This is a genomic window from Flavobacterium sp. NRK F7 (assembly GCF_024054195.1).
Taxonomy (GTDB): domain Bacteria; phylum Bacteroidota; class Bacteroidia; order Flavobacteriales; family Flavobacteriaceae; genus Flavobacterium.
This window is the reverse complement of the sequence record NZ_JAMXLB010000001.1, coordinates 2,418,748-2,443,180: the sequence shown is the minus strand read 5'-3', so window position 1 is coordinate 2,443,180 and position 24,433 is coordinate 2,418,748. Positions and strand designations below refer to the sequence as shown.

The 24,433-nt window shown below is 32.3% G+C and carries 32 protein-coding genes; 22 read left to right on the top strand and 10 right to left on the bottom strand.

The features are described 5' to 3' along the window. Positions 1-62: 62 nt before the first annotated feature. From NHF47_RS11040 to NHF47_RS11025, 4 genes are all read right to left on the bottom strand, one after another. The gene (locus tag NHF47_RS11040) at positions 63-311 is read right to left on the bottom strand and encodes a helix-turn-helix domain-containing protein (RefSeq protein WP_252764976.1); all 249 of its coding nucleotides are present in this window, start codon (positions 309-311) and stop codon (positions 63-65) included. Positions 312-508: 197 nt separating this feature from the next. After that, a complete protein-coding gene (locus NHF47_RS11035; RefSeq protein ID WP_308219274.1) occupies positions 509-955 on the bottom strand; it encodes a DUF6266 family protein in 447 nt (148 codons plus the stop codon). Between the two features lie 18 nt (positions 956-973). After that, positions 974-1,150: a hypothetical protein gene (locus NHF47_RS11030; RefSeq protein ID WP_252764974.1), complete on the bottom strand. Its 177-nt coding sequence runs from the start codon at positions 1,148-1,150 to the stop codon at positions 974-976. 437 nt (positions 1,151-1,587) lie between these two features. Further along, positions 1,588-2,460, bottom strand: a complete 873-nt coding sequence (locus tag NHF47_RS11025) for an SDR family oxidoreductase (protein ID WP_252764973.1) — start codon at positions 2,458-2,460, stop codon at positions 1,588-1,590. Between the two features lie 111 nt (positions 2,461-2,571). Between NHF47_RS11025 and NHF47_RS11020 the strand changes: the two genes are divergently transcribed. The 6 genes from NHF47_RS11020 to NHF47_RS10995 all read left to right on the top strand — a co-directional run bounded on the left by NHF47_RS11020 (position 2,572) and on the right by NHF47_RS10995 (position 6,347). Beyond that, entirely contained in the window at positions 2,572-2,910 is a 339-nt protein-coding gene (locus NHF47_RS11020; RefSeq protein WP_252764972.1) for a helix-turn-helix domain-containing protein, read from the top strand. A 281-nt stretch (positions 2,911-3,191) separates the two neighbouring features. Then, on the top strand, positions 3,192-3,644 hold the full coding sequence (locus NHF47_RS11015; protein ID WP_252764971.1) for a hypothetical protein: 453 nt from the start codon (positions 3,192-3,194) through the stop codon (positions 3,642-3,644). 133 nt (positions 3,645-3,777) lie between these two features. Beyond that, positions 3,778-4,374 carry a hypothetical protein gene (locus NHF47_RS11010; RefSeq protein WP_252764970.1) on the top strand — a complete coding sequence of 199 codons (597 nt, stop codon included), beginning with the start codon at positions 3,778-3,780 and terminating at the stop codon, positions 4,372-4,374. A 95-nt stretch (positions 4,375-4,469) separates the two neighbouring features. Beyond that, positions 4,470-4,955 carry a phosphoribosylaminoimidazolesuccinocarboxamide synthase gene (locus NHF47_RS11005; protein ID WP_252764969.1) on the top strand — a complete coding sequence of 162 codons (486 nt, stop codon included), beginning with the start codon at positions 4,470-4,472 and terminating at the stop codon, positions 4,953-4,955. A gap of 16 nt (positions 4,956-4,971) precedes the next feature. Beyond that, the gene (locus NHF47_RS11000) at positions 4,972-5,889 is read left to right on the top strand and encodes an alpha/beta hydrolase (RefSeq protein WP_252764968.1); all 918 of its coding nucleotides are present in this window, start codon (positions 4,972-4,974) and stop codon (positions 5,887-5,889) included. A gap of 80 nt (positions 5,890-5,969) precedes the next feature. After that, complete coding sequence (locus tag NHF47_RS10995) at positions 5,970-6,347, top strand: VOC family protein (protein WP_252764967.1); 378 nt, start codon at positions 5,970-5,972, stop codon at positions 6,345-6,347. A 171-nt stretch (positions 6,348-6,518) separates the two neighbouring features. Here NHF47_RS10995 and NHF47_RS10990 read toward each other — a convergent pair whose 3' ends face one another. Both NHF47_RS10990 and NHF47_RS10985 read right to left on the bottom strand, forming a co-directional pair. Then, positions 6,519-6,812: a putative quinol monooxygenase gene (locus tag NHF47_RS10990; protein ID WP_252764966.1), complete on the bottom strand. Its 294-nt coding sequence runs from the start codon at positions 6,810-6,812 to the stop codon at positions 6,519-6,521. Between the two features lie 2 nt (positions 6,813-6,814). After that, positions 6,815-7,408, bottom strand: coding sequence for an NAD(P)H-dependent oxidoreductase (locus NHF47_RS10985; protein WP_252764965.1), 594 nt, complete (start codon positions 7,406-7,408; stop codon positions 6,815-6,817). A gap of 100 nt (positions 7,409-7,508) precedes the next feature. On the opposite strand from NHF47_RS10985, the gene NHF47_RS10980 reads away from it, so the two are divergent. Next, positions 7,509-8,402 carry a LysR family transcriptional regulator gene (locus tag NHF47_RS10980; RefSeq protein ID WP_252764964.1) on the top strand — a complete coding sequence of 298 codons (894 nt, stop codon included), beginning with the start codon at positions 7,509-7,511 and terminating at the stop codon, positions 8,400-8,402. A 7-nt stretch (positions 8,403-8,409) separates the two neighbouring features. Here NHF47_RS10980 and NHF47_RS10975 read toward each other — a convergent pair whose 3' ends face one another. Together NHF47_RS10975 and NHF47_RS10970 are read right to left on the bottom strand one after the other, a co-directional pair. Continuing rightward, positions 8,410-8,811, bottom strand: coding sequence for a DM13 domain-containing protein (locus NHF47_RS10975; protein WP_252764963.1), 402 nt, complete (start codon positions 8,809-8,811; stop codon positions 8,410-8,412). 138 nt (positions 8,812-8,949) lie between these two features. After that, complete coding sequence (locus NHF47_RS10970; protein ID WP_252764962.1) at positions 8,950-9,369, bottom strand: hypothetical protein; 420 nt, start codon at positions 9,367-9,369, stop codon at positions 8,950-8,952. Positions 9,370-9,626: 257 nt separating this feature from the next. On the opposite strand from NHF47_RS10970, the gene NHF47_RS10965 reads away from it, so the two are divergent. The 12 genes from NHF47_RS10965 to NHF47_RS10910 all read left to right on the top strand — a co-directional run bounded on the left by NHF47_RS10965 (position 9,627) and on the right by NHF47_RS10910 (position 21,122). Continuing rightward, positions 9,627-10,232, top strand: a complete 606-nt coding sequence (locus tag NHF47_RS10965; protein ID WP_252764961.1) for a flavin reductase family protein — start codon at positions 9,627-9,629, stop codon at positions 10,230-10,232. 54 nt (positions 10,233-10,286) lie between these two features. Further along, positions 10,287-12,602, top strand: a complete 2,316-nt coding sequence (locus NHF47_RS10960; protein WP_252764960.1) for an FAD-dependent monooxygenase — start codon at positions 10,287-10,289, stop codon at positions 12,600-12,602. Continuing rightward, on the top strand, positions 12,599-13,501 hold the full coding sequence (locus NHF47_RS10955) for an alpha/beta fold hydrolase (protein ID WP_252764959.1): 903 nt from the start codon (positions 12,599-12,601) through the stop codon (positions 13,499-13,501). Before NHF47_RS10960 ends, NHF47_RS10955 begins: the two co-directional genes overlap by 4 nt. Position 13,502: 1 nt before the next feature. After that, complete coding sequence (locus NHF47_RS10950) at positions 13,503-15,092, top strand: AMP-binding protein (protein WP_252764958.1); 1,590 nt, start codon at positions 13,503-13,505, stop codon at positions 15,090-15,092. Between the two features lie 126 nt (positions 15,093-15,218). After that, complete coding sequence (locus NHF47_RS10945) at positions 15,219-15,665, top strand: hypothetical protein (protein ID WP_252764957.1); 447 nt, start codon at positions 15,219-15,221, stop codon at positions 15,663-15,665. Continuing rightward, positions 15,658-16,080, top strand: coding sequence for a thioesterase family protein (locus NHF47_RS10940; protein ID WP_252764956.1), 423 nt, complete (start codon positions 15,658-15,660; stop codon positions 16,078-16,080). Before NHF47_RS10945 ends, NHF47_RS10940 begins: the two co-directional genes overlap by 8 nt. Continuing rightward, on the top strand, positions 16,077-16,727 hold the full coding sequence (locus NHF47_RS10935; protein WP_252764955.1) for a hypothetical protein: 651 nt from the start codon (positions 16,077-16,079) through the stop codon (positions 16,725-16,727). Before NHF47_RS10940 ends, NHF47_RS10935 begins: the two co-directional genes overlap by 4 nt. Next, positions 16,720-17,697, top strand: a complete 978-nt coding sequence (locus NHF47_RS10930; protein ID WP_252764954.1) for a carbon-nitrogen hydrolase family protein — start codon at positions 16,720-16,722, stop codon at positions 17,695-17,697. The genes NHF47_RS10935 and NHF47_RS10930 overlap by 8 nt, the downstream gene beginning before the upstream one ends. A 44-nt stretch (positions 17,698-17,741) precedes the next feature. After that, a complete protein-coding gene (locus NHF47_RS10925; RefSeq protein ID WP_252764953.1) occupies positions 17,742-18,848 on the top strand; it encodes a cupin domain-containing protein in 1,107 nt (368 codons plus the stop codon). 66 nt (positions 18,849-18,914) lie between these two features. Next, entirely contained in the window at positions 18,915-19,823 is a 909-nt protein-coding gene (locus NHF47_RS10920) for a fumarylacetoacetate hydrolase family protein (protein ID WP_252764952.1), read from the top strand. Positions 19,824-19,914: 91 nt separating this feature from the next. After that, positions 19,915-20,226 (top strand): GIY-YIG nuclease family protein, encoded by a 312-nt coding sequence (locus NHF47_RS10915; RefSeq protein ID WP_252764951.1) that lies wholly within the window; start codon positions 19,915-19,917, stop codon positions 20,224-20,226. A gap of 143 nt (positions 20,227-20,369) precedes the next feature. Beyond that, a complete protein-coding gene (locus tag NHF47_RS10910; RefSeq protein WP_308219266.1) occupies positions 20,370-21,122 on the top strand; it encodes an Asp/Glu racemase in 753 nt (250 codons plus the stop codon). A 26-nt stretch (positions 21,123-21,148) separates the two neighbouring features. On the opposite strand, the gene NHF47_RS10905 is transcribed toward NHF47_RS10910, so the two are convergent. Together NHF47_RS10905 and NHF47_RS10900 are read right to left on the bottom strand one after the other, a co-directional pair. Next, positions 21,149-21,775, bottom strand: a complete 627-nt coding sequence (locus NHF47_RS10905; protein ID WP_252764950.1) for a matrixin family metalloprotease — start codon at positions 21,773-21,775, stop codon at positions 21,149-21,151. Positions 21,776-21,778: 3 nt separating this feature from the next. Continuing rightward, positions 21,779-22,747 (bottom strand): GlxA family transcriptional regulator, encoded by a 969-nt coding sequence (locus tag NHF47_RS10900; RefSeq protein WP_252764949.1) that lies wholly within the window; start codon positions 22,745-22,747, stop codon positions 21,779-21,781. Between the two features lie 125 nt (positions 22,748-22,872). On the opposite strand from NHF47_RS10900, the gene NHF47_RS10895 reads away from it, so the two are divergent. From NHF47_RS10895 to NHF47_RS10885, 3 genes are read left to right on the top strand one after another with little or no spacing between them, the layout of a single operon-like run. Then, a complete protein-coding gene (locus NHF47_RS10895; RefSeq protein WP_252764948.1) occupies positions 22,873-23,190 on the top strand; it encodes a hypothetical protein in 318 nt (105 codons plus the stop codon). A 25-nt stretch (positions 23,191-23,215) separates the two neighbouring features. Then, on the top strand, positions 23,216-23,581 hold the full coding sequence (locus tag NHF47_RS10890) for a DoxX family protein (protein WP_252764947.1): 366 nt from the start codon (positions 23,216-23,218) through the stop codon (positions 23,579-23,581). After that, entirely contained in the window at positions 23,578-24,429 is an 852-nt protein-coding gene (locus NHF47_RS10885) for a VOC family protein (protein ID WP_252764946.1), read from the top strand. Before NHF47_RS10890 ends, NHF47_RS10885 begins: the two co-directional genes overlap by 4 nt. Positions 24,430-24,433 lie beyond the last annotated feature (4 nt).

The window sequence follows — 24,433 nt, the reverse complement described above, 5'->3', positions numbered from 1 at the left end:
TTTATAAATAAAAATGATAAAAGGGATTGCAAAATTTTAGTTTTGTAATCCCTTTTTAAAATTTAGGCTTCTATTTTCTTCATTAAATACTGATTGAAAAAGCTCTTAGGATAATGGTACCTGCCTCCTATTTTAGTGTGTGGAATGGCATTGTTTTTTCGCAATCGGTATAATTTACTTTCGCTAAAATTAAACCGTTGCTTAATATCTGCGCTGTCTAACCATTCTTCTTCTTTTGTGGGTAAGAGCTCTAAAATTAAAGTTTTAAGATAAGAAACTTCTTTCTTTAAGTGATCAATTTGTTTTTTCATTTTTGTTTGTTTATTGAACTAGAATTACATCCAAAATCATTCCATAATTCAGTAAAAACATGTTAAAAATATGATAATTTACAGCTTTTACTAATTTAAAATTGAAATTAATTTTGTATAAGTCCTACTGTTATGAAAAAAGTGCAATACCTTGATATTGCACTTTTAAACTATTCTTTTTTTAGTTTATAAATAAATTAACTTACAAGTACGTTTCCTAAATAGGTACTTGTGGCGTACTTTTTTTCATCTACCGAAGCAAACAAAACCCACACTTCTACTGTCGTACCGCTGAATGTGGGTGGCAATACTAAAGTACCTGTAGTGGTATTTCTATTCGCTATGGATAAAGAATACACCCATTGTTTGCTTAAAGGTTCATAAACCGCTACGACTAATGCATCAGTAGCTTGAGCTTCCCCTTGACCTGAATTGTCAGTCCAACTAAAAGTAAGTGTATTGGCAATAGACGAAGCAACCGAACCGCCTTCTATGCCTGGCAAATAGCCTTTAGATACTTGTACCTTATTGTAAGCAAAAGTATACTCTGGATCAGCATACTGCACTACTTCTTTCATATGATAAGACATGGCCCGATTAATCCTTGATTTTTCTCCTTGATTATTGCCATAATAACGACTAATAATAGGATGAATTGGGTTTTAAAAAGAGATAACAGCCGTAAATTTCATACGGTGCAACGCTTGTTCTGGTGTTGCTATTCTGTTACTCTTTTTAGGTAAACTACGTAAAATTTCTTTACCTCTACAGCTTGCGCCTACCACTGGACCTACTTTTCCTGAGAAGGCACCAATAATGCCTTTGTTGTATGTTCCCATAATTTTAATTTTTTAAATTTTTCTAATTGTTTTTTTGTTTCTAAAGTGGACTACAATCAGCAACTTAATGGTATGATTCTAATCGTAGTACGCTTTATATTTTCCTTAGCTAAGTATAAGAATAGGTTCAACAACTTTGCCAAAAGCATTAAAAAATGAGGCTATGACTGGTTTTGATTTGTTTTGACGGGTTTTGACCTATTTTGATGTATACTGACGTGTTTAAAGGGCCTTTTTAAGGGTTTTGTTCGGATGTTGTTCGGAAAAGCTTCGGTAAAGTAGCATAAAACCTATACTTTTTCGCTACAAACACCTTACAAAACGCGTTTGAAACCTATAAAAAACAATATTTTGGAAGTAAGGTTTTTATAAAAAAAAAACCAAGCATGGGTACCCCCATACTTAGTTCAAATAGTATAAAAAGGATTAAATTAAAATTAAGAAACGTATGTTTTTTCTAGAAAGCTTCGAACCGATACAGGTTTTCTTTGTAGTATATTTTCTAAATCGGTACTTACTTTTTCAAGTTCTCCTTCTGCCTGACCTACCGCAAAGCTTGTGAATACTCCAACGGCTTCATCAGGTAGACCCAATCCTTTTAAAGTGGTTTGATATTCTGCTGCAGATGGTGAAACATAAGCAATACTTTTACCCGAAGTTTCAGAAATAATTTTTGCGATTTCGTTATAGGACAATGCTTCAGTATTGGTAAAATCATATTCTTTATTTTCATGTCCTTTCGTAGTCAAAATAATGGCTACTGCTTCCGCCATTTCACTGCGTAACACTGCACTAATGGTACCATTTTCAGCGGGAACATAAATGGTCTTGTTTTCTAAAACGTGTTCGCCAATAAATCCGGGCAAGAAATCCATATACAAATTGTTTTTTAATATGGTGTACGTAAGACCACTTTCTTTTAATGCCTTTTCTGTTTCTAGGTGCGAATGCGCTACCATCCAAAGCGGTGAAGAGGGCGTTTCATTTTTACGTTGAAAACTAGTATACACTATATGTTTTACACCCACTTCTTTTGCTGCATTAATTACATTTACATGTTGTTGCAGACGGTTTTCAATATCATTACCCGATACAAGCAAGAGTTGGTCTACACCTCTAAATGCTTTCATAAGTGAGGTATAATCATCATAACTACCTATTGCAATACCGATACCTCTTTCTAGTAAGGCAGTAGCCGATGCTTCATTACGTACTAAGGCTTTAATTTTATTGGGTTGAATCCCTTTCTCTACTAAAAAATTAAGGGTTGCGCTTCCAAAATTACCCGTTGCTCCTGTTATTAAAATCATTTTTTTTGTATTTATAAATTATTACTTTACTTTTGTTACACAAAGTAACTAATAAAAGTTTTAAAAAGTAACCAGTTACCTCTTGGTAACTGTAAAAATAGTGGTAACGTAATGGTAACTAAAGAAGAAAAAGCAACCCAAAATCAATGTCCGGTAAGTGCGATGGTAGCCTTAATTGGCGGAAAATGGAAACCCATTATATTATATTGTTTGCGTTCGGATACGAGACGATTTGGTGAAATTGCAACCCGAATACCTACTATTTCCAGAAAAGTTCTTACAGATCAGCTTAAAGAGTTGGAACAAGATCAATTAATTATTAGAGAACAATTTAATGAGACTCCACCACGCGTTGAATATTCGCTATCTGAATTAGGGAAAAGTATGGCACCTGTGCTTGCCGCTATGGAAAAATGGGGCACAGAAAATATTTTAAATAAGCAACTATAAAAGCTAGACCTTAAGTTTCTGTTTTTTAAACTCTAATTAAAAAAAACAGTTAAAAGGTGTTAAATATCAGTTCAAAAGAGCTATAAAGGTAAAATCTCTTTTTATTTGCCTATTTTTAATTGTTTATTCCATTTTTTTGTGAAAAATCAGTATATAAATGTTAAAATTTTAACATTTGTTGCGTAATACAATTTTTGAAATTAAATTAATATCTAAATTCATGCAAAAATGTACCTATGTTAATTTTGTATGAAAGATAATTTTCAAAAAAAAGAAGTATTATGACAAAAAAAATCATTTTATCTCTCTCTGCCTTTTTTTTGGGAATAGTGGCGGCTTTTCTTGTAGAGCGTTATTTAAGAAATAGTATTCAAACCATATTTGTTTGGTCTACGGCTCATAAAATTCATTTTGTGGGTAAAGATTTTTATTTTTATTTGAATGAGTTGTATTATATCTCTTTCGGGTTTGTATTTGTGGTTCTCGTTCTTGAAAACTACTCCATCAAATTGAAACAAGCCTTTCTAAATATTAGTGTTACTCTCCTACTCTTTGGACTTCTTCTCATTGCTGTTTCGGCATTAGATGCGCATTTAAAAATTGCAGAATGTACTGCCTGCAAGCACGGTATTCGAAATTTGCATTGGAACGATATCAATTATGGCATCATTATAAGCACTTGTCTTTTAATCGCTATAATTCCTAACGGTGTGGTGTTAGTAAGAAAAAATTAATTTTTAAAAGTATATTGTTTCATTTTACTAAATATGTTTTATTTTGGTACTATAATTCCAAATTTAAAACGCTACTCTACGCAACCTTTCTTCATTAACCTTAATCTCTAAATAAACTTTTTGTATTCTAATCATGAAAAATTATTTTTTACTCCTTTTCTTAGTGCTAACTTTTTCTTCAGTAAAAGCACAAAATGTAACTGCAAATACATATTATGCCTCATCTGAAGTAAATCTTGGAAACTATTTTGGACTCGATTGGACGTTAAATTATGTTATCCAAAATACATATTCCTTAAAAGTGGGTTATACTAGAAATATAAGAGATCCAAAATCCAAACCAGACGATTACAGTAAAGGATTAGGTTTTTTATCGTTTTCTTATCCTTTTGATTATCTTTCCACTTACAGAGTAGAATTGGGTAAAATTTATAATTTAAATCAAAAAGGAACGATTAGAGCTAACGTAGCTTTAGGAATAGGATATACTGTAATTGAGGAACCCGAAAACTGGCAGTACATACCCAATAATGCTACAGTTAATTTAGATGAAAATTACACCTATGATTATTATAAATATAATACAATAAGTCTAATAATAAGCCCAAAAATTGAGTTCCCTGTTTCTAAATATTTTGGTCTTTCGGTTTCACCTATGGCACAAATTAACAAAGACAGAAGCTATTATGGCGTTGGTTTAGGAATTATGTTAGGTAAAATAAGAGAATAAGAAAAAAATAAAATCTTTTTTAATTCTTTGGTATTACTTTTACATAAATATATATTGATAGTAAAATTGTAACAATCATACCTACTATTTAAAGAATGGAACAAGGAAAAAAATTCAAAACTAAGACTGGTTTTTGCTATATTTTATCAGATAGAATTGTACTTACTAAAGACGCTCGTATTAGCAATTTGCAAACAAGTCCTGGGAACCATATAGGGAAAATATTATTTATTTATACAATTATTGCTTTTGCAAATTTTTATCTTGCATACAAAGGATACAAACTAGATAACACCTTACAAATGGTGGTTTCAGCTCTATTAGGAATTATACTTATTTATGGTATTGTGACGAGTATAAACAATTCTACAACTTCTGTCATTGAAAGAGATAAAATTAAAGAAGTTCGTTTAAAAAAAGCGGTTAATGGAATAACACGTTCTCGATTTGAAGTATTTTTTGAAGATGAAAAAGGCAATATTAAAAAAAGATTAATTATGCTTCCAGGATCTTTTAAAAATGGTCCTATTGAAACTGATTATGCCATAAAAATAATGACTGAAGAAAAATTATTATCTTAAACTACTTTATTCATACATGAAGAAAAAGAGAAAAATATTTCGTTTAAGTCTAATTTCAGTAGTGCTTATAGGGCTTCTTTTTTTGCATTTTTACGTTCCAAGGTTTATTACAGAAATTAAAAATCCACTCATTGAAAGTTTTAAAAGCAAACAACCTCCGCAAACTACAGAAAGTTTTAAAGATAGTTCTTTAAATGGAACTGCATTGCAAATAACTTCTTTTGATGGTATTGCTTTATCGTGTTATATTACCTATTCCAATACTACTGTTACCAAAGGAACTGTAATTTTACTACACGGTATACGTTCAAGAAAAGAACATTTTGTAGCATTATGTGAACGCTTGGCGAATGCTGGTTATCATGCTGTTGCAGTGGATCTAAGGGCACACGGCAAAAGTGGTGGCACGCATTGTACTTTTGGTGTAAAAGAAAAAAAAGACATTTCAAAAATAATTGATTATCTCATAACTGAAGAAAAAATTACAACTCCTATAGGCGTTTGGGGACAATCATTAGGTGGTGCCATTGGTTTACAAGCTATGGGTACCGATAAAAGAATAGCTTTTGGAATTATTGAAAGTACGTTCACCGATTTTGAAACCATTACCCATGATTATTTCCAATTTCATTTGGGCTTTAATTGGAAACCACTCACCCATTATTTAGTACATCGTGCTGGAAAAATAGCAGACTTTAACCCTGAAGAGGCAAAACCGATTGCCTATTGCGAAAAAATAACGCAACCTATTCTATTGGTTCACGGGAACCAAGACCAAAGAATTTCTATTACTTATGCTAAAGAAAATTATGCTGCCATTTCTAGTTTACAAAAAGAATTCTTAGAAATAGATCAGGCCAACCACTTAAATGTTTGGAAAGTGGGTGGCGTTGCTTATTTTGAAAAGGTTATTGGTTTTATGGATAGGAATTAAAATTATGAAATAATAAGGTAAAATGTTGTAATACGTTGGCCTTTAAATTTTAACTATCTTAGTACAAATTTAGAATTAACATGAAAAACAACATTCTAGGACTTCGCACAGTCATCTATAAAATAAGTCCCGCTAGACTACAAGAAGCCAAAGAGTGGTATAGCAAAGTATTTCAAACCCAACCCTATTTTGACGAACCGTATTATATTGGTTTCAATATTGGAGGTTACGAATTAGGTTTACAACCGGAAGAGCTTATGTCTTCAAAAGTTCCCAATGTAAGCTGTTTTTGGGGTGTTGAAAATATAGAAGAATCCTATCATTTCTTTATTACAAATGGTGCTACTGCCGATGAAGCTCCACAAAATGTAGGTGGTGATATTATGGTGGCCACTGTAAAAGATCCATGGGATAATCTTATCGGACTGATTTATAATCCAGAATTTCGTTTACCTTAATACAATAAATATGAAAAAATTAATCGCCTTTTTTGTAGCGCTTTTTGCTGCTAAGAAAACTAAATTAGGATGCTTTGGAAGTATTATCGTCTTTATTATAGTGTATTATTTAGTAAAAAAAGTACTTTAAATTAAAAAGGAGCTCAACGATATTTTGAGCTCCTTTTTAATTTATACTATAGGTTGCGTAAATATAATTTCCGCTTCTTTTTCTAGTAAACTTGGAGCTAATGCAAAAAAAGCTTTTACATATTCCTGATTGTTGTGCTTTTCAAAAATAGCTTCATTTTCCCATATTTCGTGCAATACAAATACGTTTGATTTTTCAGTACTTTGATGCAAATCATATTGCAAGCAACCTGTTTCTTTTCTTGAAGGTGCCACTAAGTTTAATAACTGATTTTTCAATTCTTCAGTTGTGCTTTCTTTTGCCGTTAGAATAACAGTAATATTAATTTTTTTCATACTTAATTTAAAAATAATTTAGTTAAATGCGCTTTATATAACGCGATATCTCTTGGAACGTTAGCATTTTTTTCCACATCATGAAAATGCATACTTTCAAGCGATGTCATACCAGTAAAAGCATTCATTTTATGGAAACCAAACAATGGACCATCATCTACACTGGTTTCATTAAAAAACTCTCCTGGTAAAGTAAATGCTTCTTTAGGAGCATTCCATGAAGTAGTAAGCATATATTTTTTACCGTGTAACATACCTCCAGTTCCGTAATTTCTTGTTGGATTAGCAGAAGAACGGCCATCGCTTAAATAAATTCCTTTGGCATGACCTTCTGTAAAAACTTCATCAATATATTTTTTAAAACCAAAAGGAAGCTGAAACCACCAAATAGGTGTATGATAAATAACAACATCTGCCCAAACGTATTTAGCGACTTCTTCAGCTAGATTATAACTCTCGTTAATATCGGTAGTTTGTACTTCAAAATTAGCGTTGTTTTGAAAAAAGGCAACTGTCTCATGAGCAATAGTTGCATTGAATTTACCTCCAGAATGACCAAACTTTTGGCCTCCATTAATAATAAATATTTTTGTCATTTTGTGTTCCTTTAATATTACAGTACAAATTTACTTCAGCTTTTACTATTATAAAAATAAGATAATTAATACCTTTGTATTATAATTATAATAGTTAAAAATGATAAATTTAGAATGGTATCGCACTTTTAAAGCCGTTTACAAAACGGGAACATTAACAGGAGCAGCGGAGGTTTTATTTATTTCCCAACCTGGTGTAAGTTTGCATTTAAGTTCTCTAGAAAACTATGTGGGTTATAAGCTTTTTGATCGAACAGGTCGAAAAATGGTACCCACAGAAAAAGGGAAAGTGTTGTATAATTTTATTTTGGATGCCTTATCAAAATTAGAAGAAGCAGAGCAAATTTTTCAAAGGAGTACAGAAAAGCATACCCCTACCATTAGTATAGGTATGTGTTTTGAAACTTTTCAAACTACTTTAGAACCGTATATTTCTAGTTTACCTTTTAACGTAATCATTCAATTTGGTGAATACCCAGAAATGATAGAAAATCTAGAAAAGGGCATATTAGATTTGATTATTACACCACAAATGGTAGCAAAAAACACACTTGATTACGAAGCTTTTTCTTCTGAAACCATAATACTTGTTGGCGGAAATGAGATAGATACGAATGATTTTAAAGCTATTTTAGCAAAAAAGGATATGTTATTAACTGAAAATTGGTTAAAACAACAAAAATGGTATGGTACAACTGGCGACATGGAACATTTGAGACGTTTTTGGCAATTAAATTTTGGAAAGACAGCCGATTTTCGTCCCAATTATATTGTACCTAATTTAAATTCTATTGTCCGATGTCTTAATAGCGGAAAAGGATTAGCAGTAGTTCCTGATTTCTTGTGCAAAAAAGAAATAGATAAGCAACAAATTCAACTTGTTTGGCAAGGAAAAACACCTTTAGAAAATATTTTACATTTTGCTACAAGAAAGAAAACGATGTATGTTGATGAAATTAATTTAATTAAAAAAATCTTTAAAGAAATTATGTGATTTTATATTACTCTTCTAATAATGCAATAGCATATAAATGATTATAGGTTTCACAATGTATTAAAACATAAGTATATACATTTAAATCTATGTTTTCTGGTATAGTATAAATGGTAGCTGATGTTAAATCTCCTAGATTAATAAAGGTTTCAGGAGTATTTGAAGTAGAAAGATATACTTTTAAATCAGGACCCTCTGAAATACTAAAATCATCAAGAGAAACATATCTTTGTGCCATATTTTTATAAATAGAAGCATTTCCTGAAACTTCAATAGCAGGGGTTGGTTCAAAAATACCTTTGTATAAAAGGATTGGATTCTCTATTTTAGAATCATGGGTCATTTCGTCTTTTTGGCATGAAAATAAAAAGCTCAAAAGAAATACTAAAATTATTTTTTGAAATTGCATCTTTTTTTATTCGAAAGTACTTCTAAATTCCAATACAGCAAGTTAGCTAGCTAACATATATAGCATTTGATAAAAAAAAGGAAACTAATTAATATTAGTTTCCTTTTCGCATTGTATGAATTAAAATTGGTAATTCAATTATTCAGACCAGTAGTGTAGAGTTGCATAAATCCATCCTTCTGGTTCTTCATTTTCTGGAGTAACCTCTACAATAGCTGATGAAGCACCATCCCAATAACCATCACGAGCAATAAAACGATACGTTCCTATTGGTAAACTTTCAAATAAACCTGGCTCATAAGGTGAATCATAATAAAAATCACCTGTCTCTAAATTTGTTGCTCCATAACCTGGTAAGGTACTAGCAGGAATTTCTTGCCCTGATTGTGTCACTAATTTAATGTAAACATCAAAACGTACTTCCGTTGTTCTTGCTGTAGCATCTTTTGTCTCTACTCGTTTTGAATCAACCGTATTGGTATCCTTTATTTCTTCTTTATCACAGGAAACAAATACCACTAAAGCTAATGCTAAAACAGCTTTTTTTAAATTTTTCATGTTATTAATATGTTTGTTTGTATTGTTTCAAATTTACAAAAATATCCGAGTAACCTAAAAAGAATAATATTAATAAATGGTTATTTAAAATTGAAAACGGTTCTTTAAAGTCATTTTCAAAACTTACTTTTAAAAGGATTACTTTATTAAGCAATGCTGTTGAGTAGCTAACATTTGTACTATTTTTTAGTAATTATTTGTTTATTCTTAAAAAAAATAGCATAAATTTTATTTAATTTGTAAAAACAACAACACGAATGCAATACAATACCCAAGAAACAGATCCTTCGGTTCTTTATAAACTTTTAACGGGTACGATTATACCTAGACCTATCGGATGGATTTCAACTATTGATGCTAATGGTATTAATAATTTGGCTCCTTTTTCTTATTTTAATATGGTAAGCAGTGATCCCCCTTGTCTTTTATTTTCTACCCGAAGAGAAAATGATACTAATAAAGATACACTTAATAATGTGCTCCAAAACGGACAATTTGTAGTCAATATGGTTACTGAAAATGTAGTAGAACAAATGAATCTTACTTCAGAAAGTGTAAGCGCTGAAATTGATGAATTTCAATTGGCAAACCTCACTCCTATTGATTCTGTATCTGTCTTACCCAAAAGAGTGAAAGAAAGTTTAGTACATTTTGAATGCGAAATGATACACCATTATTTTATTGATAATGCTACTAAAGGCGGTGCTTGTGTGGTTATTGGTAAAATCATTACAATGCATATCGATGATTCGATTCTTATGGAGAATAATAGAATCAATTTAGAAACCTATACGCCTATTGCTAGATTAGCAGGTTCTAATTATGGAAAACTAGGAGAAATTTTTTCTATAAAAAGAAAATAACAAATACACATATTTATAAATCATATCATTTTAGAAGCAACTTTTACTCAATAAATGGCTAAAAAATTAAAAATAACAGTTGTAGGTGGTGGTCCTGGAGGCTTATATTTTTCCATATTAACCAAAAAGGCAATGCCAGATTGTGAAATTGATGTTTATGAACGAAATAAACCCGATGACAGTTTTGGCTTTGGAGTTGTTTTTTCAGATGAAACCTTAGGTGAATTTTTAAAAAGAGATATGCCTTCCTATGAGTTAATCCGAAGTAAATTTGCATATTGGGATGATATTATCATTGCAAGAGACGGACAACAAGTGAGCAGTGCAGGTAACGGGTTTTGTGGTTGTTCCAGAAAGACTTTATTGCAATTATTACACTTACGCTGTGAACAAGAAGGCGTTCGTTTGCATTTCGAAACCACTGTTGATACCCTTGAAGCATTTAAAGATGCTGATGTTATTGTAGCATGTGATGGAATTAGTAGCACTATTAGAAACCAGTTTGAGGATTCATTTGGTACCCAAATTCAATTAAAGAAAAACAAATTTGTTTGGATGGGATCTACCAAACCTTTAGATGCTTTTACTTATTTTTTCAAAAAAACTCCTATGGGTACAGTTGCAGCCCATACCTATCAGTACGAAGAAGGAAAAAGTACTTGGATTTTTGAATGTGCTCCTGAAACTTGGGAAAAATTAGGGTTTGACACGTATGATGAAAAAGATACAACTGAGAAACTGGAAAACTTATTCAAAGAGGAATTAGAGGGTCATGCTTTGATTACCAATAAATCGCATTGGAGACAATTTCCACATGTTACCAATGCGCGTTGGTACAAAGATAATGTAGTGCTTTTAGGTGATGCCAAAGCTACAGCGCACTATTCTATTGGCTCAGGAACCAAATTGGCTATGGAATGTGCGATTGCATTATCGGATGCTATTGTAGCGCATCCCGAAGCGATTACTACAGCTTTTGAAACCTATGAAAAAACAAGAAGGAATACAGTTGAAATGATTCAATATGCAGCTACTATTTCCCTAGATTGGTTTGAAAATATGGACCGTCATATGCAACACCCTTTTTATCAATTTGCTTTTGGATGCATGACGCGTTCCAAAAAAGTGACATATGAAAACCTTCGTATTCGTGATAAAACATTTACAAATAAAGTCTTACAAGAATTCAATATCAAAAATCAAACTGTCGCATCAAACGGAGTCGAAATACCTGCTGCCTTTACACCTTTTAAATTGCGCGATGTAGTTTTACAAAACCGTATTGCTATGAGTGCCATGGGACAATATTCCGCTCAGGATGGTGTAGTTAACGATTGGCATTTCCAACATTACACGTCTCGGGCGTTAGGTGGTTTAGGGTTAATTCTTACCGAAATGACAGCTATTTCAGAAACTGGAAGAATTACTTTAGGTTGTGCAGGTATTTATACTAAAAATCAAGTACTTGAATGGAAGAGGATAACTAGTTTTATTCATCAATATACAGCTTGTAAGATAGGTATTCAATTAGGACACTCTGGAAGGAAAGGGGCTACTAAAAAGCCTTGGGAAACTGAAGAATTAAAAGAAAAATGGAATTTGATATCCGCTTCGGCTATTCCGTTTAACGAAACCGCACCTATACCAAAAGAAATGGATAGTAATGATATGGAAGCAATAACTCATCAATTTATTCAAGCGACTAAAAATGCTAATGAGGCTGGTTTTGACATGATAGAGTTACAAGCACATCATGGTTTCTTATTGGCTTCTTTTTTATCACCTTTAACCAATAAAAGAAACGATGCATATGGAGGTAGTATTGTAAATCGTGTACGATTTCCTCTTCATGTTTTTAATAGTATTCGTGCCGCTTTCCCAGAAGAAAAACCAATTTCTGTTCGTATTTCTGCAACTGATTGGGCAGAAAATGGAATTAGTGAAGCGGATGTACGCTACATTGCGCAAGCTTTTAAAGATGCTGGAGCCGATATTATTAACGTTTCCACAGGAAATACAGTTAGTAATCAAAAACCACAAACGGGAAGAATGTGGCAAACCCCATTTTCAGATACCATTCGAAATACGGTACACATCCCAACTATCACTGCTGGATACATTCAAGACATCGATCAGATTAATACAATTTTATTAAATGGTAGAGCTGATATAGTGGCTTTAGGCAGACCTTTATTATTAGACCCTTATTTTGTTAGAAAGGCACAAGCTTATGAAGGGTTTCAAACAAACGATATCCCTAAGTCGTATCAAATGGGAATTTCACACTTATATCCTTTAAAAGGAAGTGAAAGAAAAAAACTAGAAGCGATGAAAAAGGCTTTAAAACCAAAGAGTAATAAAAAATCATGATGAAACAACGTCTCCTTTATGTATTCTTTTTCCCTTCTTTGATTTTTTCGCAAACTAGTGATCGTATTCAAAGCAACGACTCTAATTTATATTATCAAATCTTTGGTTCGGGTAAGCCCATATTGATAATTAATGGTGGTCCTGGCATGAATTCAGAAGGATTTGGCTATTTAGCAAAGGAATTAGCCAATAGAAACTATCAATGTATTCTATATGACCAAAGAGGAACTGGAAAATCAACCCTTAAAGAAGTAAATACTAAAACTATTACCATGGATGCAATGGTGAAAGATATTGAAAATTTGAGAAAACATCTTAAAATTGAAAAGTGGACCATCTTAGGTCACTCTTTTGGAGGCATTTTAGCCACCTATTACAGTACCAAACATCCTGAAACTATTGACAAGCTCATTTTCTCTTCATCAGGTGGTGTTAGTATGAACTTTACGACCACAATTCAAGAACGATTAGAAAATAATTTGATTAAGAATCAATTGGATAGTCTTACGTATTATCGAAGAAAAATAGCCAATGGTGACACTTCCGTTGAAACAGCAACTCAAAGAGCTAAATATTTGGCTTTTGCTTATGTTTACGACAAATCTAAAGCGCCAATTATAGCAGAAAGATTAACACAAGTAAAAATGAATATCAATGCTTTAGTTTTTAATGACTTAGTTGCGATAAAATATGACTGCACTGATTCTTTTACCAATTTTAAACAACCTGTTCTTATTTTACAAGGCAAAAATGATATTATTTCTGTAGAAACAGCTTTAGAAATTGAAACCGCTTTTCCAAATTCTAAATTAGTGCTTATGGAAAATTGTGGTCATTATGGATGGCTTGATGCTTACGAACTCTATTTTAATTCCATTGTTAACTTTTTAAATTCTTAAAATGAAAAGGTATACAGATAATTTTGCACACGATAATTTACCTTCAGAAGAATTACTGCCGCAGTATTCTTTTTTAGATTTGCCTCAATTTAAAAGGCCCGAAAGTTTAAATTGTGTGGAAGATTTATTGGATATACATATTAAAAATGGAAATGGGAATGCCGTTTGTTTACGTACGTTTAACGAAACTTGGACGTATCAAGATTTATATGACAAAGCCAATCAAATTGCACATGTTTTAGTCGATGATTTAGGATTAGTTACTGGAAATCGTGTTTTATTACGTTCTGCCAATAATCCTATGATGGTGGCTTGCTGGTTTGCGATTATTAAGGCAGGTGGTATAGTTGTAGCAACCATGCCGTTACTTCGTGCTAAAGAATTAACTACGATTATTGATTGTGCCGAAATTAGTATCGCAATTGCTGATAGTGATTTGGCCGATGAACTCGAACTTGTAACTTCTCCCTCTTTAAAACAAAAATGTTACTATAGAAATGGTGATTTAGAACCATTCATGCAATCTAAACCCAAGGTTTTCAACAATTATTCATCTAAAGCAGATGATGTTTGTATCATTGGCTTTACCTCTGGTACCACTGGTTTACCCAAAATGACTGCCCATTTTCATCGAGACATTTTGAATATTTGTGAAGCTTTTCCAAATTATTCGTTACAACCTACGAAAGAAGATATTTTTACGGGTAGTCCACCTTTAGGCTTTACCTTTGGATTGGGTGGTTTGGTTTTATTTCCGATGTATTTTGGAGCCTCAACATTTTTAATTGAAAAACCAAGTCCGGATGTGTTATTGCAAGCCATTGAACGCTATAAAATCACCATTTGTTTTACAGCACCTACCGCTTGGCGTATCTTAACTACAAAATTAACGGAATATGATGTTTCCAGTTTAAGAAGATGTGTTTCCGCTGGTGAAACCCTACCTATTCAAGTTTGGGAAGATTGGTATAAAGCAACAGGATTAAAAATAATTGATGGCATTGGTGCAACAGAAATGCTTCATATTTTTATTTCATCCAATGAAGAAAATAGAATTCCTGGAGCAACGGGTTTACCGATTTTAGGATACGAAGCCAAAATAATCGATGCTAATGGAAAGGAATTGGTCGCAAATCAACCGGGAAGATTAGCGGTTAGAGGCATTACGGGTTGTAAATATCTAAATAGAGAAGAAAAACAAAAAGCCTATGTTGAAGCGGGTTGGAATATAACGGGTGATATTTTCAAAAAAGATGAGAAAGGGTATTATTGGTTTGTAGCTCGAGGCGATGACATGATAATTTCTTCTGGTTATAATATCGCTGCAATTGAAGTAGAATCCGTACTTTTAACACATGAAGCCGTCTTAGAATGTGCGGTTGTTGGATTACCTGATACCGAAAGAGGCATGCTTGTATGTGCACATATTGTGTTGAAAGATACTTTTAAAGCATCAGATGAATTGGCTAAATCTATACAATTGTGGTTCAAAGATGTAGCTGCTCCTTATAAATACCCTAGAGTAATTCATTTTAGGGAATGTTTGCCTAAAACCGAAACGGGAAAAATACAACGATTTAAGTTAAAGTAAATTATGAAAAAGATTTTTTTAATACTCGCGCTGTTTCAATTATTCACTTGCATAAGTCAAAATGAAAATATAAAACTAATTAATTGCATTTTCAAACAAACAAAAAAAATTGAAATTTATGCATTCTTGGATTTAACTAAATGGGAAGGTGAAAAAAGATATATGATTTATAACAAAGGAAAAGTAGTTGCAATCTCATTTCCTGAAAAATATTTACGAAATAAAATTATTTTAAACAAAAAACAAATTAAAAAACTAAAGAATAGTTTAGTTTCTACAGATGATTATATTGATGAAAGAGCCGATTGCTACTTTCCAAGACACACTATCGTCTTTTATAATAAGGAAGATAAAATACTGGGATATATTGAGCTATGTTTTGGTTGTTTTAATTCTTATGCGACTAAAAATTTAAAGTTTTTAGAAGATAGTATGTTATTCCAACAAAAACTTTTCGAGGAATTCGGAATTACCTATTTAACTGATACAAAAGAAGAAGAAGAAAATTATTCGAAATTAGCAGAAAAGAGAAGTTTGGAATTAAAATCAAAATTCAATAATAAAAATGAATAAGCCTTTTATAAAACAAGAAAAAATACGTTTTAAACATATTGATTACGCAGGAATTGTATTCTATCCTCGCTTTTTAGAAATGTTAAACGATATAGTAGAAGATTGGTTTGAAGAAGCTTTAGAAAGGCCTTTTTCAAAAATGCATGATACCAATGGGATACCTACCGTAGATTTAAAAGTACAGTTTAAAAATGCAGCTCGTTTAGGAGAAGTATTAACGAAATCGCTTTGGGTAAAGGAACTAAAATCATCTGCAGTGATTTGCGGTTTTCAATTTGTAAATGAAAACCAACAAATAGTTTTAGATGGAGAAGTCACTTTGGTAAACGTCACCATAGCTGAAGACAGAAATAGCATAAAATCAGAACCTTTTAATGAAGAAATTAAGTCAAAAATAACCCAGTATATTGTATGAGTCATTTAAAAACATTTATGAGCATAACCGATGTATCAATTGCAAATGATATTATTAAAATTTTAAATGAAAATAATATCGTTTTCAAAGTTAAAGACACAGCTAAAGATTTTGATCCCAGTTTATCAAATGATACTTCAAAAGATTCTATTTTAATAATGGCTAAGGAAGAAGAGTTTACCAAAATATCTCAATTGTTAGAAGATAAAATGCCATTTAATATTAATGATTTTGATCCGCAACATCCTCTTTTTAGTTTTTCAATTAGTGAATTAAAAGATGTAGTTAAAAATTATGATGAATGGCATCCAATAGATGTTAAACTAGCTAAATATCTTTTAAAACAACAAAACATTACTGTTGAAAATGAAGAAATAATTAGCAATCAAACTTTAAAAAAAGAGCAAGCCGATAAACCTGAAAAATCTGATTTTGTAACAATTGCAATAGGATATGCATTTGCAATTATAAGCGGTTTCGTTGGTATTGGTATTGCATTTTTTTTATTAACAAGTAAAAAAAGGCTTTCAAATGGTGAGAAAATTTATATGTATTCTAAAACTACCCGATTACATGGCATTTTTATCCTTCTATTAGGTATTTTCTTTATTGTATATTTTATTTTTATTCGAAAGTCTCATGTTTAAAAAATTCAAAGCAGCAACCGTACAAACCGCTCCTGTTTTTTTAGATGTCGAAAAAACAATTGCAAAAGCCATTATTTTCATTAAAGAAGCTAGTAATAATGGGGCGCAATTAATTGCATTTCCAGAAGTCTTTATTGCGGGTTATCCGTATTGGAACTGGATTATGACACCCGTTCAAGGCAGTCAGTGGTATGAAAAATTATATAAAGCTGCTGTAAAAATGGAAGATGAAGTGATGCAACCTTTGTTTCAAGCAGCTAAAGACTATAATATTCACATCGTTATTGGATTAAATGAAAGAGGGGATTCTTTTGGCGAAATATACAATACCAACATTATAATTGACAACCAAGGGAAACTCATTGGTAAACACCGAAAATTAGTACCTACTTGGGCAGAAAAATTAACATGGACTTCTGGTGATGGTTCCTCTTTAAAAGTATATGATACGGAAGTTGGTCCTCTGGGAACTTTGGCTTGTGGAGAAAACACCAATACATTAGCACGTTTTACATTATTAGCTCAAGGCGAATTGGTGCACATTGCCAATTATATTTCTTTACCTGTGGCTCCACCCGATTACAATATGGCAGAAGCCATTAAAATTAGAGCAGCAGCCCATTCTTTTGAAGGGAAATTATTTACTATCGTATCTTGTTCCACTATATCTGAAGAAATTAAAGAGGCTTTACGTGAAGATGTACCCAATGTTGACGAAGTTTTAACACGAAAAAATTCAGCTTTCTCTGGTTTTATTGGTCCGAATGGTGCTGTAATTGGAGAGCCTTTAATTGATGAGGAAGGTATTATTTATGCAGACATTGATTTGTCTAAATGCATCCAACCGAAACAAATGCATGATATTTTAGGACATTACAATCGATTTGATATTTTTGATTTGCGGGTAAATACTGCTCCAACAAGAAAGATTACATTTATTAACGATCACGACGAATTTAATAAAAAATAGTTGCTCTTTGACTCCGCTCAGGGTAACACAAAAAAGAAAATAAAATGCAAGAAAATCATTCAGACGATCAATATGGTCGTGCAAGAGTACAAGACTCACCCGAATTAATGGCTTATTACAAAAAGCTTGAAAATCTTGGAGCTGGTGCTTTATGGACCGTTGCCAATGACATTGAACCTTGGGAACCCAAATCCAATTCGGTTCCTATGCTTTGGAAATATGATGATTTACGCGAACTAGTGTTACAATCTTCCGAATTAGTTACTCCAGAACAAGCTGGAAGACGCGTGGTGTATTTGGTTAACGATAAAAGAAAAGACGTTTCGGCTGCTGTAGGATGGTTGTACACCGGAATTCAAGTTACGAAACCTGGTGAGTTTACGTCTGCTCATAAACACAAAGCTTCTGCCCTACGTTTTATTATGGAAGGTGAAGGCGGTTACACGGTTGTAGACGGCAATAAAATTACATTTGAAGTGAATGATTTTGTCATTACTCCTAATTCCACTTGGCACGAACATGGTGTAAATGCTAATGGAAAGACTTGTATTTGGCAAGACGGTTTAGACATTCCCTTAGTGAATGCTTTAGAAGCCAATGATTATGCCGTTTTTGATGGCAAACAACCTTTGGATGTACCATTAAATTATTCCCCTATAAATTATGGTACAGCAGGTATCATTCCAGCTGACAAAGTTTGGGACAAACCCTACTCTCCTTTATTCAAATTTTCTTGGTCTAAAGTCTATCCTGCTTTGGTTGAAGCTTCAAAAAGTAATACGATTAATCCCTTTGATGGTATTTTTATGCAATATTCTAATCCTTTAACAGGAGGACATGTCATGCAAACTATGGGCGCTGCCATGCAATTATTACCTGCAGGTTTTAAAGGAAAAGCACACAAACATACTGGGTCTTTTGTGTACCAATGTGCCAAAGGAAAAGGATATACCCTAATCGATGGAAAACGCTTCGATTGGAAAGAAAGAGATATATTCTGTGTTCCAAGTTGGTCGTGGCATGAACATCATAACCTATCCGAAACCGAAGATGCTTGTTTGTTCAATTTTAATGATTTGCCAGTTATTGAAAAACTAGGTTTATATCAAGGCAAGGAATATTTAGAAAATAACGGACATCAACAATTGTAATAGAAAATCAATTTAAATAAATAACATTGTCATCCCGAGCACAGTCGAGGGAAAAAATTAATAAAAATGAAACTACTTACCTACCAAACCAAAGATTCAGAACCAAGATTAGGTTTTTTATATGATAATTTAGTGGTTGATATGGAAGATTTTGGAAATATTTCCAATTTTCCACTACCCGATAATATGCTCGATTTAATTGATTTAGGTTTTGAAGTTATTTCCGAAATTACGGATTTAATTGCTGAAACAAGAGCTGTTGATTTTGAAGAAATTAGTATTCCTATCGAAGAAGCAACTTTTTTAGCGCCTATTCCAAAACCACGTAAAAATATCATTGGTATTGGGTTAAATTATACAGAACACGTAGCGGAAAGTGCTAGATCATTAGATACTTCAAAAGAATTGCCACAGCAACCCGTAATTTTTTCCAAACCACCCACTACAGTTACTGCAACAAATACAAACGTACTATTAAATAGAAAACTAACCAATCAATTAGACTGGGAAGTAGAATTAGCCGTTGTAATTGGAAAGAAAGGAAAGTATGTACCTAAATCAGATGCTTTAGATTATGTTTTTGGATATACTATAATTAACGATATTTCTGCCAGAGATTGTCGTCGTTCTGGGCAATGGATTGTTTCCAAAGGGCAAGATACTTTTGCGCCTATGGGACCTATTTTGGTTACTAAAGATGAAATTGAAAATCCTCATAATTTAAATCTTTCTTTGACCGTTAATGGCATTGAAAAACAAAGCTCTAATACTAAATTCATGCTATTCAATATCAATGATTTAATCGAAGATTTAAGTACGGTTTTCACATTGGAACCTGGTGATATTATTGCAACGGGTACACCTGCAGGTGTTGGTGCAGGAAGAACACCTCAAGAATGGTTACAAGATGGCGATGTGGTGAAATGTACTGTTGAAAAAATTGGATCTATAGAAAATACAGTGAAAGAAATATAATTTAAATGCCCTTCGACTGCGCTCAGGGTGACAAACAAAATTAGGATACCATTGTCTTCCCGAGCGCAGTCGAGGGACATACAAGAGAAATATGAAATTTTATTATGTATATATTTTAAGATGTTCCGACAATTCTTTGTATACAGGAATTACAAATGATCTTGAAAGAAGAGTAAATGAACATAATGACGGAAAATTATCAAATGCATATACTTTTAAAAAAAGACCTGTAAAATTAGTTTGGTATCAAGAATTTACAGAACCGAATCAAGCGATTTATTTTGAGAAAAAACTAAAAAAATGGTCAAAAGTTAAAAAAGAAGCATTAATTATAGGCAATTTTGATTTAATCCAAACATTAGCTGAATGCAGAAATGCTACAAATTCAAATTATAACCTTTAAATGCCCTTCGACTGCGCTCAGGGTGACAAACGAAATTAGTATACCATTGTCTTCCCGAGCGCAGTCGAGGGATAAAATAATAAAAAAAGCGTACTATTTATAGTAAATAATTTTTGCTGTTTAGTAGCACTAAATTTTAGAATATGACTAAAAAATACAAAATAGGACAAATTGTTCCTTCCTCCAATATTACAATGGAAACGGAAATACCAGCTATCTTTCGTGCCAGAGAGACCATTTTACCAGAACGTTTTACGTTTCATAGCAGTAGAATGCGCATGAAAAAAGTTACCAAAGAAGAACTGGAAGCTATGGATAAAATGAGTTTAAAATGTGCTCAAGAATTATCCGATGCGCATGTAGATGTAATGGGCTATGCTTGCTTAGTAGCGATTATGAGTATGGGCAGAGGCTATCATTGTGTTTCTGAAGTAAATTTACATCAAGAAACGGTAGCAAATGACTTCCCTACTCCTATTGTAACCTCTGCTGGTGCATTAATTAATGGTTTAAAGGTTTTAGGCGCGAAACAAATTTCCATTATTACGCCTTACATGCGTCCTTTAACTGATAAAGTTGTCGATTATATTGAACATCAAGGCATTAAAGTGAAAGAAAGCATTGCATTAGAAATTCCTGATAATTTAGAAGTAGCCGCACAAGATCCAATGAATTTATTGCAAATTTACAAGCAATTGGATTTAACAGATGTAGATGTATTAGTCGCTTCGGCTTGCGTACAAATGCCATCTCTAGAAGCAATTGATTTAATTCAAGCGGAATCTGGCATTCCTGTGACTTCTGCTGCGGTCTGTACCACCTATGAAATGATGAAAAAAATAGGCATCGTAGCAAAGTCCACTATTGGTGGCGAGCTTTTAAATGGAAAATATTAAAAGTTTATAAAAAATCGGGATTAGCTTTAATTTGAAATTTTTCTTTTACAATTAGAACATAAAGCTAATTCCGCATTATCTATAGTAGCGATACTTTCTACTGCATCAGTCATCACACATTTTTTATTCGGACAATGTGGTAATCCTAAATTATGCCCTAGTTCATGTATAACTATTTTCTTTACACGTAGCATATGAACCTTAGGATTTTTATGTTTCAAACGAAAAGTAGAAACAATTCCGCTAGTACCAGGACAATAGGCTAATCCCATCACTCCCCAATCTTCATATTTATAAAGAGGCTTTTTTATATTTCCATTACCATCTCTTTTAGTTGTAGAAATATCCTTATGTGTAAGACCTAAAATATAATTTAGAGTATCTAAATTTTTTTTTTGAAAACGGATTAAACTGTCTGCTCTATACCGAGGTGATTTTTGATTAATAAATGTTTTTTGAGGCAATTTTTGAATTGGTAAAACAACTACTTTTAGATTATAAATTGTACTAATAGCTTGAATGATGCTATCTGTCATTTTTACAGAGAAATTCTCATAAGGCTGAATACCAAGAGTTCTATTTTCAATTGACTGAAAACCATTACATGAAAATAAAATTATAAAAATACTACTCAAAAAATAATTTGCTCTCATGTGTTAATTCAAATTGTATTTCTTTTTATAATCAATAGGCGACATGGAAGTATGTTTCTTAAAAATATCTCTAAACGACTTACTATCGGTATAACCTACTTCATACATCACTTCGTTAATTGTTTTTAAACCCTTTTCTAATTCTTTTTTTGCGGCTTCAATTTTAACACGTTGTAGGTATTCAATAATCGTGTTATTGGTCGCTTTTTTAAAACGTCTTTCTAATGTTCTGCGGCTTAAATTACTATAAGATGCCAGTTCTTCAATACTTATTTTCTTATCAAATTCCGATTCAATATAATCCTGAATTTTTAAAATATCGGTATCATTATGCGAACGTTGTCCTTTAAAAATAGTAAACGCATTCTGACTTCTTCTATTAATATCTAAAAGGAAAAATTTTGAAATTAAAACTGCCGTTTCTTTATCGGTATATTTTTCTACTAAATGCAATAATAAATTCCAATAGGAAGTTGCTCCACCACTAGTATACAAGCCTTTCTCTTCAGTAATGATTAAATCATTAACCACATGTACTTCTGGAAAAAATTGTTGTAAAGTCTCTACGTACATCCAATGCGTAGAACACGATTTATCATTCAATAATCCTGTTTTAGCCAACAGAAAAGCACCAATACACAAACTCGCTATTTCTGCTCCTTTTTGATATTCTTGCACTAACCAAGGAATGAGTGGTTCATTTTGCGCTAAAGCATCTGCCACATTCTGACCAATTGGTGGTACAATAATTAAATCGGATTGTGGTTGTTCTCCTAAAACAAAATCGGTATGTATCGCTACAGTGCCTTGATTTAAAAGTACGGTCTTGGTTTCTCCTACCAATTGTATTTTAAAAGGAATTTCTTTTCCATCATTTGCATAAAATTGGTTCACCGACGCAAAAATATATTGAGAATCAACAATTGCAGCAGTTACAGCCGTTTTAGGCACTAGAATACTTATGGTTTTCATAGTTTATTTCATTGGTAAACAAATATAAAAAACTATTGTCGCAATTTACCAATGGTATTGTCATAATTGCACCTTTTTTAACGTTGTATATCTTACTAATTTTGAACTATCGAAATTCAATCAAAATGGAATATTTTAATTTGCAAACAGACAGTACCGTTTTTTGTGTCACAGCGACCTCTTTTCCAGATGGTGTTTTAAAAGCGCACCAAGACTTGTATTCCTTTGTAACATATGATTCTAATAGAATGTATTTTGGTGTTTCTTATAGGAACCAAAATGGAATAATAACCTATAAGGCGGTTGCAACCAAATTATTTCCAAATGAAGCTAATACTCCTAAAATGGAGAATGTTACCCTTAAAAAAGGGAAGTATTATTGTAAACGAATAAATAATTTTAAAATTCTCTTTTTAGACCAATCTCAATTGCTATTTGTATAAAAATTAACACCTAAATACATCTATTATGAAAAAACAAAAAATACTATTTTGGACGGCAACGCTCTTAATTGCTTTATTTGAAGGTCTTATGCCTGCTTTAACTTCTCAAACAGAATTAGCCAAAGAAGGAATTAGACACTTAGGGTATCCTCAATACTTTGGAAATGCACTAGTAATATTTAAAATCTTAGGAGTTATTATTCTAGTTGTGCCTAAAATACCCTCTCGATTGAAAGAATGGGCTTATGCAGGTTTTACTTTTAATTTTATTTTTGCCATGATCAGTCATGCCGCTGTCGATGGATGGAATTTGCAAACGTTTTTTCCTCTATTCATCCTTTTTATTTTAGGTGTTTCGTATTTTTATTATCACAAATTAAAACAAGGATGAAAACACAAAAAATAACTCCATTTTTATGGTTTGATAATCAAGCAAATCAAGCGGCAAGCTTTTACACTTCTGTGTTCCCAAATTCTAAAATTCAAAGTAACAATCCATTAGTTACCACATTTCAGTTAAATAATTTAGAATGTAATGCTCTTAATGGTGGTCCGCTTTTTACGTTTACCAATGCGATTTCCTTTTTTATAAAATCAAATGATACAGACGAAATAGATACACTATGGAATACATTAAAGGAAAATGGAACCATTCTCATGGATTTAGGTGACTATCCTTGGAGCAAAAAATACGGTTGGGTCAACGATAAATATGGTTTGTCTTGGCAATTATTTCTAGATGGTGATCCTTTGCAAATTGTTCCCACATTCCTTTTTGTAGATAAAAAATTCGGATTTGCAGAAGAAGCAATTACTTTTTATACTTCTTTATTTCCAAATTCTGAAATACTATTCATGAGTAAATTTGATACCAGTAACCCAAATAGTGCAGGAAAAATTGAATTTGCAGAATTTACATTGGCCAACCAAAAATTCATCGCTATGGAAAGTCCGATGGAACATCATTTTGATTTTAATGAAGCGTTCTCTTTTGTTGTGAACTGTACCAATCAAGAAGAAGTAGATTATTATTGGAATGCATTTCTTCAAAACGGAGGTCAGGAAAGTCAATGTGGCTGGTTGAAAGATAAATTCGGTATTTCTTGGCAAATTATACCTGAAATGTTACCCCAATTCATGAATGATAAAAATCCGGAAAAAGTAGCACAGGTTACGCAAGCCATGTTACAAATGAAGAAAATTGATTGCAAAAAAATACAACAAGCGTATAACAAATAAAAAA

Bases quoted from the DNA above. Each gene is read 5' to 3' on its own strand.
- NHF47_RS10930 (WP_252764954.1), top strand. From the start codon at position 16,720: ATGTTTAAAAAATTCAAAGCAGCAACCGTACAAACCGCTCCTGTTTTT.
- NHF47_RS11015 (WP_252764971.1), top strand. From the start codon at position 3,192: ATGACAAAAAAAATCATTTTATCTCTCTCTGCCTTTTTTTTGGGAATA.
- NHF47_RS10885 (WP_252764946.1), top strand. From the start codon at position 23,578: ATGAAAACACAAAAAATAACTCCATTTTTATGGTTTGATAATCAAGCA.
- NHF47_RS10910 (WP_308219266.1), top strand. From the start codon at position 20,370: ATGACTAAAAAATACAAAATAGGACAAATTGTTCCTTCCTCCAATATT.
- NHF47_RS10950 (WP_252764958.1), top strand. From the start codon at position 13,503: ATGAAAAGGTATACAGATAATTTTGCACACGATAATTTACCTTCAGAA.
- NHF47_RS10920 (WP_252764952.1), top strand. From the start codon at position 18,915: ATGAAACTACTTACCTACCAAACCAAAGATTCAGAACCAAGATTAGGT.
- NHF47_RS11005 (WP_252764969.1), top strand. From the start codon at position 4,470: ATGGAACAAGGAAAAAAATTCAAAACTAAGACTGGTTTTTGCTATATT.
- NHF47_RS10965 (WP_252764961.1), top strand. From the start codon at position 9,627: ATGCAATACAATACCCAAGAAACAGATCCTTCGGTTCTTTATAAACTT.
- NHF47_RS11010 (WP_252764970.1), top strand. From the start codon at position 3,778: ATGAAAAATTATTTTTTACTCCTTTTCTTAGTGCTAACTTTTTCTTCA.
- NHF47_RS11020 (WP_252764972.1), top strand. From the start codon at position 2,572: ATGGTAACTAAAGAAGAAAAAGCAACCCAAAATCAATGTCCGGTAAGT.
- NHF47_RS10960 (WP_252764960.1), top strand. From the start codon at position 10,287: ATGGCTAAAAAATTAAAAATAACAGTTGTAGGTGGTGGTCCTGGAGGC.
- NHF47_RS10900 (WP_252764949.1), bottom strand. From the start codon at position 22,747: ATGAAAACCATAAGTATTCTAGTGCCTAAAACGGCTGTAACTGCTGCA.
- NHF47_RS10955 (WP_252764959.1), top strand. From the start codon at position 12,599: ATGATGAAACAACGTCTCCTTTATGTATTCTTTTTCCCTTCTTTGATT.
- NHF47_RS11040 (WP_252764976.1), bottom strand. From the start codon at position 311: ATGAAAAAACAAATTGATCACTTAAAGAAAGAAGTTTCTTATCTTAAA.
- NHF47_RS10970 (WP_252764962.1), bottom strand. From the start codon at position 9,369: ATGAAAAATTTAAAAAAAGCTGTTTTAGCATTAGCTTTAGTGGTATTT.
- NHF47_RS11025 (WP_252764973.1), bottom strand. From the start codon at position 2,460: ATGATTTTAATAACAGGAGCAACGGGTAATTTTGGAAGCGCAACCCTT.
- NHF47_RS10925 (WP_252764953.1), top strand. From the start codon at position 17,742: ATGCAAGAAAATCATTCAGACGATCAATATGGTCGTGCAAGAGTACAA.
- NHF47_RS10905 (WP_252764950.1), bottom strand. From the start codon at position 21,775: ATGAGAGCAAATTATTTTTTGAGTAGTATTTTTATAATTTTATTTTCA.
- NHF47_RS10995 (WP_252764967.1), top strand. From the start codon at position 5,970: ATGAAAAACAACATTCTAGGACTTCGCACAGTCATCTATAAAATAAGT.
- NHF47_RS10915 (WP_252764951.1), top strand. From the start codon at position 19,915: ATGAAATTTTATTATGTATATATTTTAAGATGTTCCGACAATTCTTTG.
- NHF47_RS10975 (WP_252764963.1), bottom strand. From the start codon at position 8,811: ATGCAATTTCAAAAAATAATTTTAGTATTTCTTTTGAGCTTTTTATTT.
- NHF47_RS10935 (WP_252764955.1), top strand. From the start codon at position 16,077: ATGAGTCATTTAAAAACATTTATGAGCATAACCGATGTATCAATTGCA.
- NHF47_RS10980 (WP_252764964.1), top strand. From the start codon at position 7,509: ATGATAAATTTAGAATGGTATCGCACTTTTAAAGCCGTTTACAAAACG.
- NHF47_RS10895 (WP_252764948.1), top strand. From the start codon at position 22,873: ATGGAATATTTTAATTTGCAAACAGACAGTACCGTTTTTTGTGTCACA.
- NHF47_RS10890 (WP_252764947.1), top strand. From the start codon at position 23,216: ATGAAAAAACAAAAAATACTATTTTGGACGGCAACGCTCTTAATTGCT.
- NHF47_RS10985 (WP_252764965.1), bottom strand. From the start codon at position 7,408: ATGACAAAAATATTTATTATTAATGGAGGCCAAAAGTTTGGTCATTCT.
- NHF47_RS10990 (WP_252764966.1), bottom strand. From the start codon at position 6,812: ATGAAAAAAATTAATATTACTGTTATTCTAACGGCAAAAGAAAGCACA.
- NHF47_RS11000 (WP_252764968.1), top strand. From the start codon at position 4,972: ATGAAGAAAAAGAGAAAAATATTTCGTTTAAGTCTAATTTCAGTAGTG.
- NHF47_RS11030 (WP_252764974.1), bottom strand. From the start codon at position 1,150: ATGGGAACATACAACAAAGGCATTATTGGTGCCTTCTCAGGAAAAGTA.
- NHF47_RS10940 (WP_252764956.1), top strand. From the start codon at position 15,658: ATGAATAAGCCTTTTATAAAACAAGAAAAAATACGTTTTAAACATATT.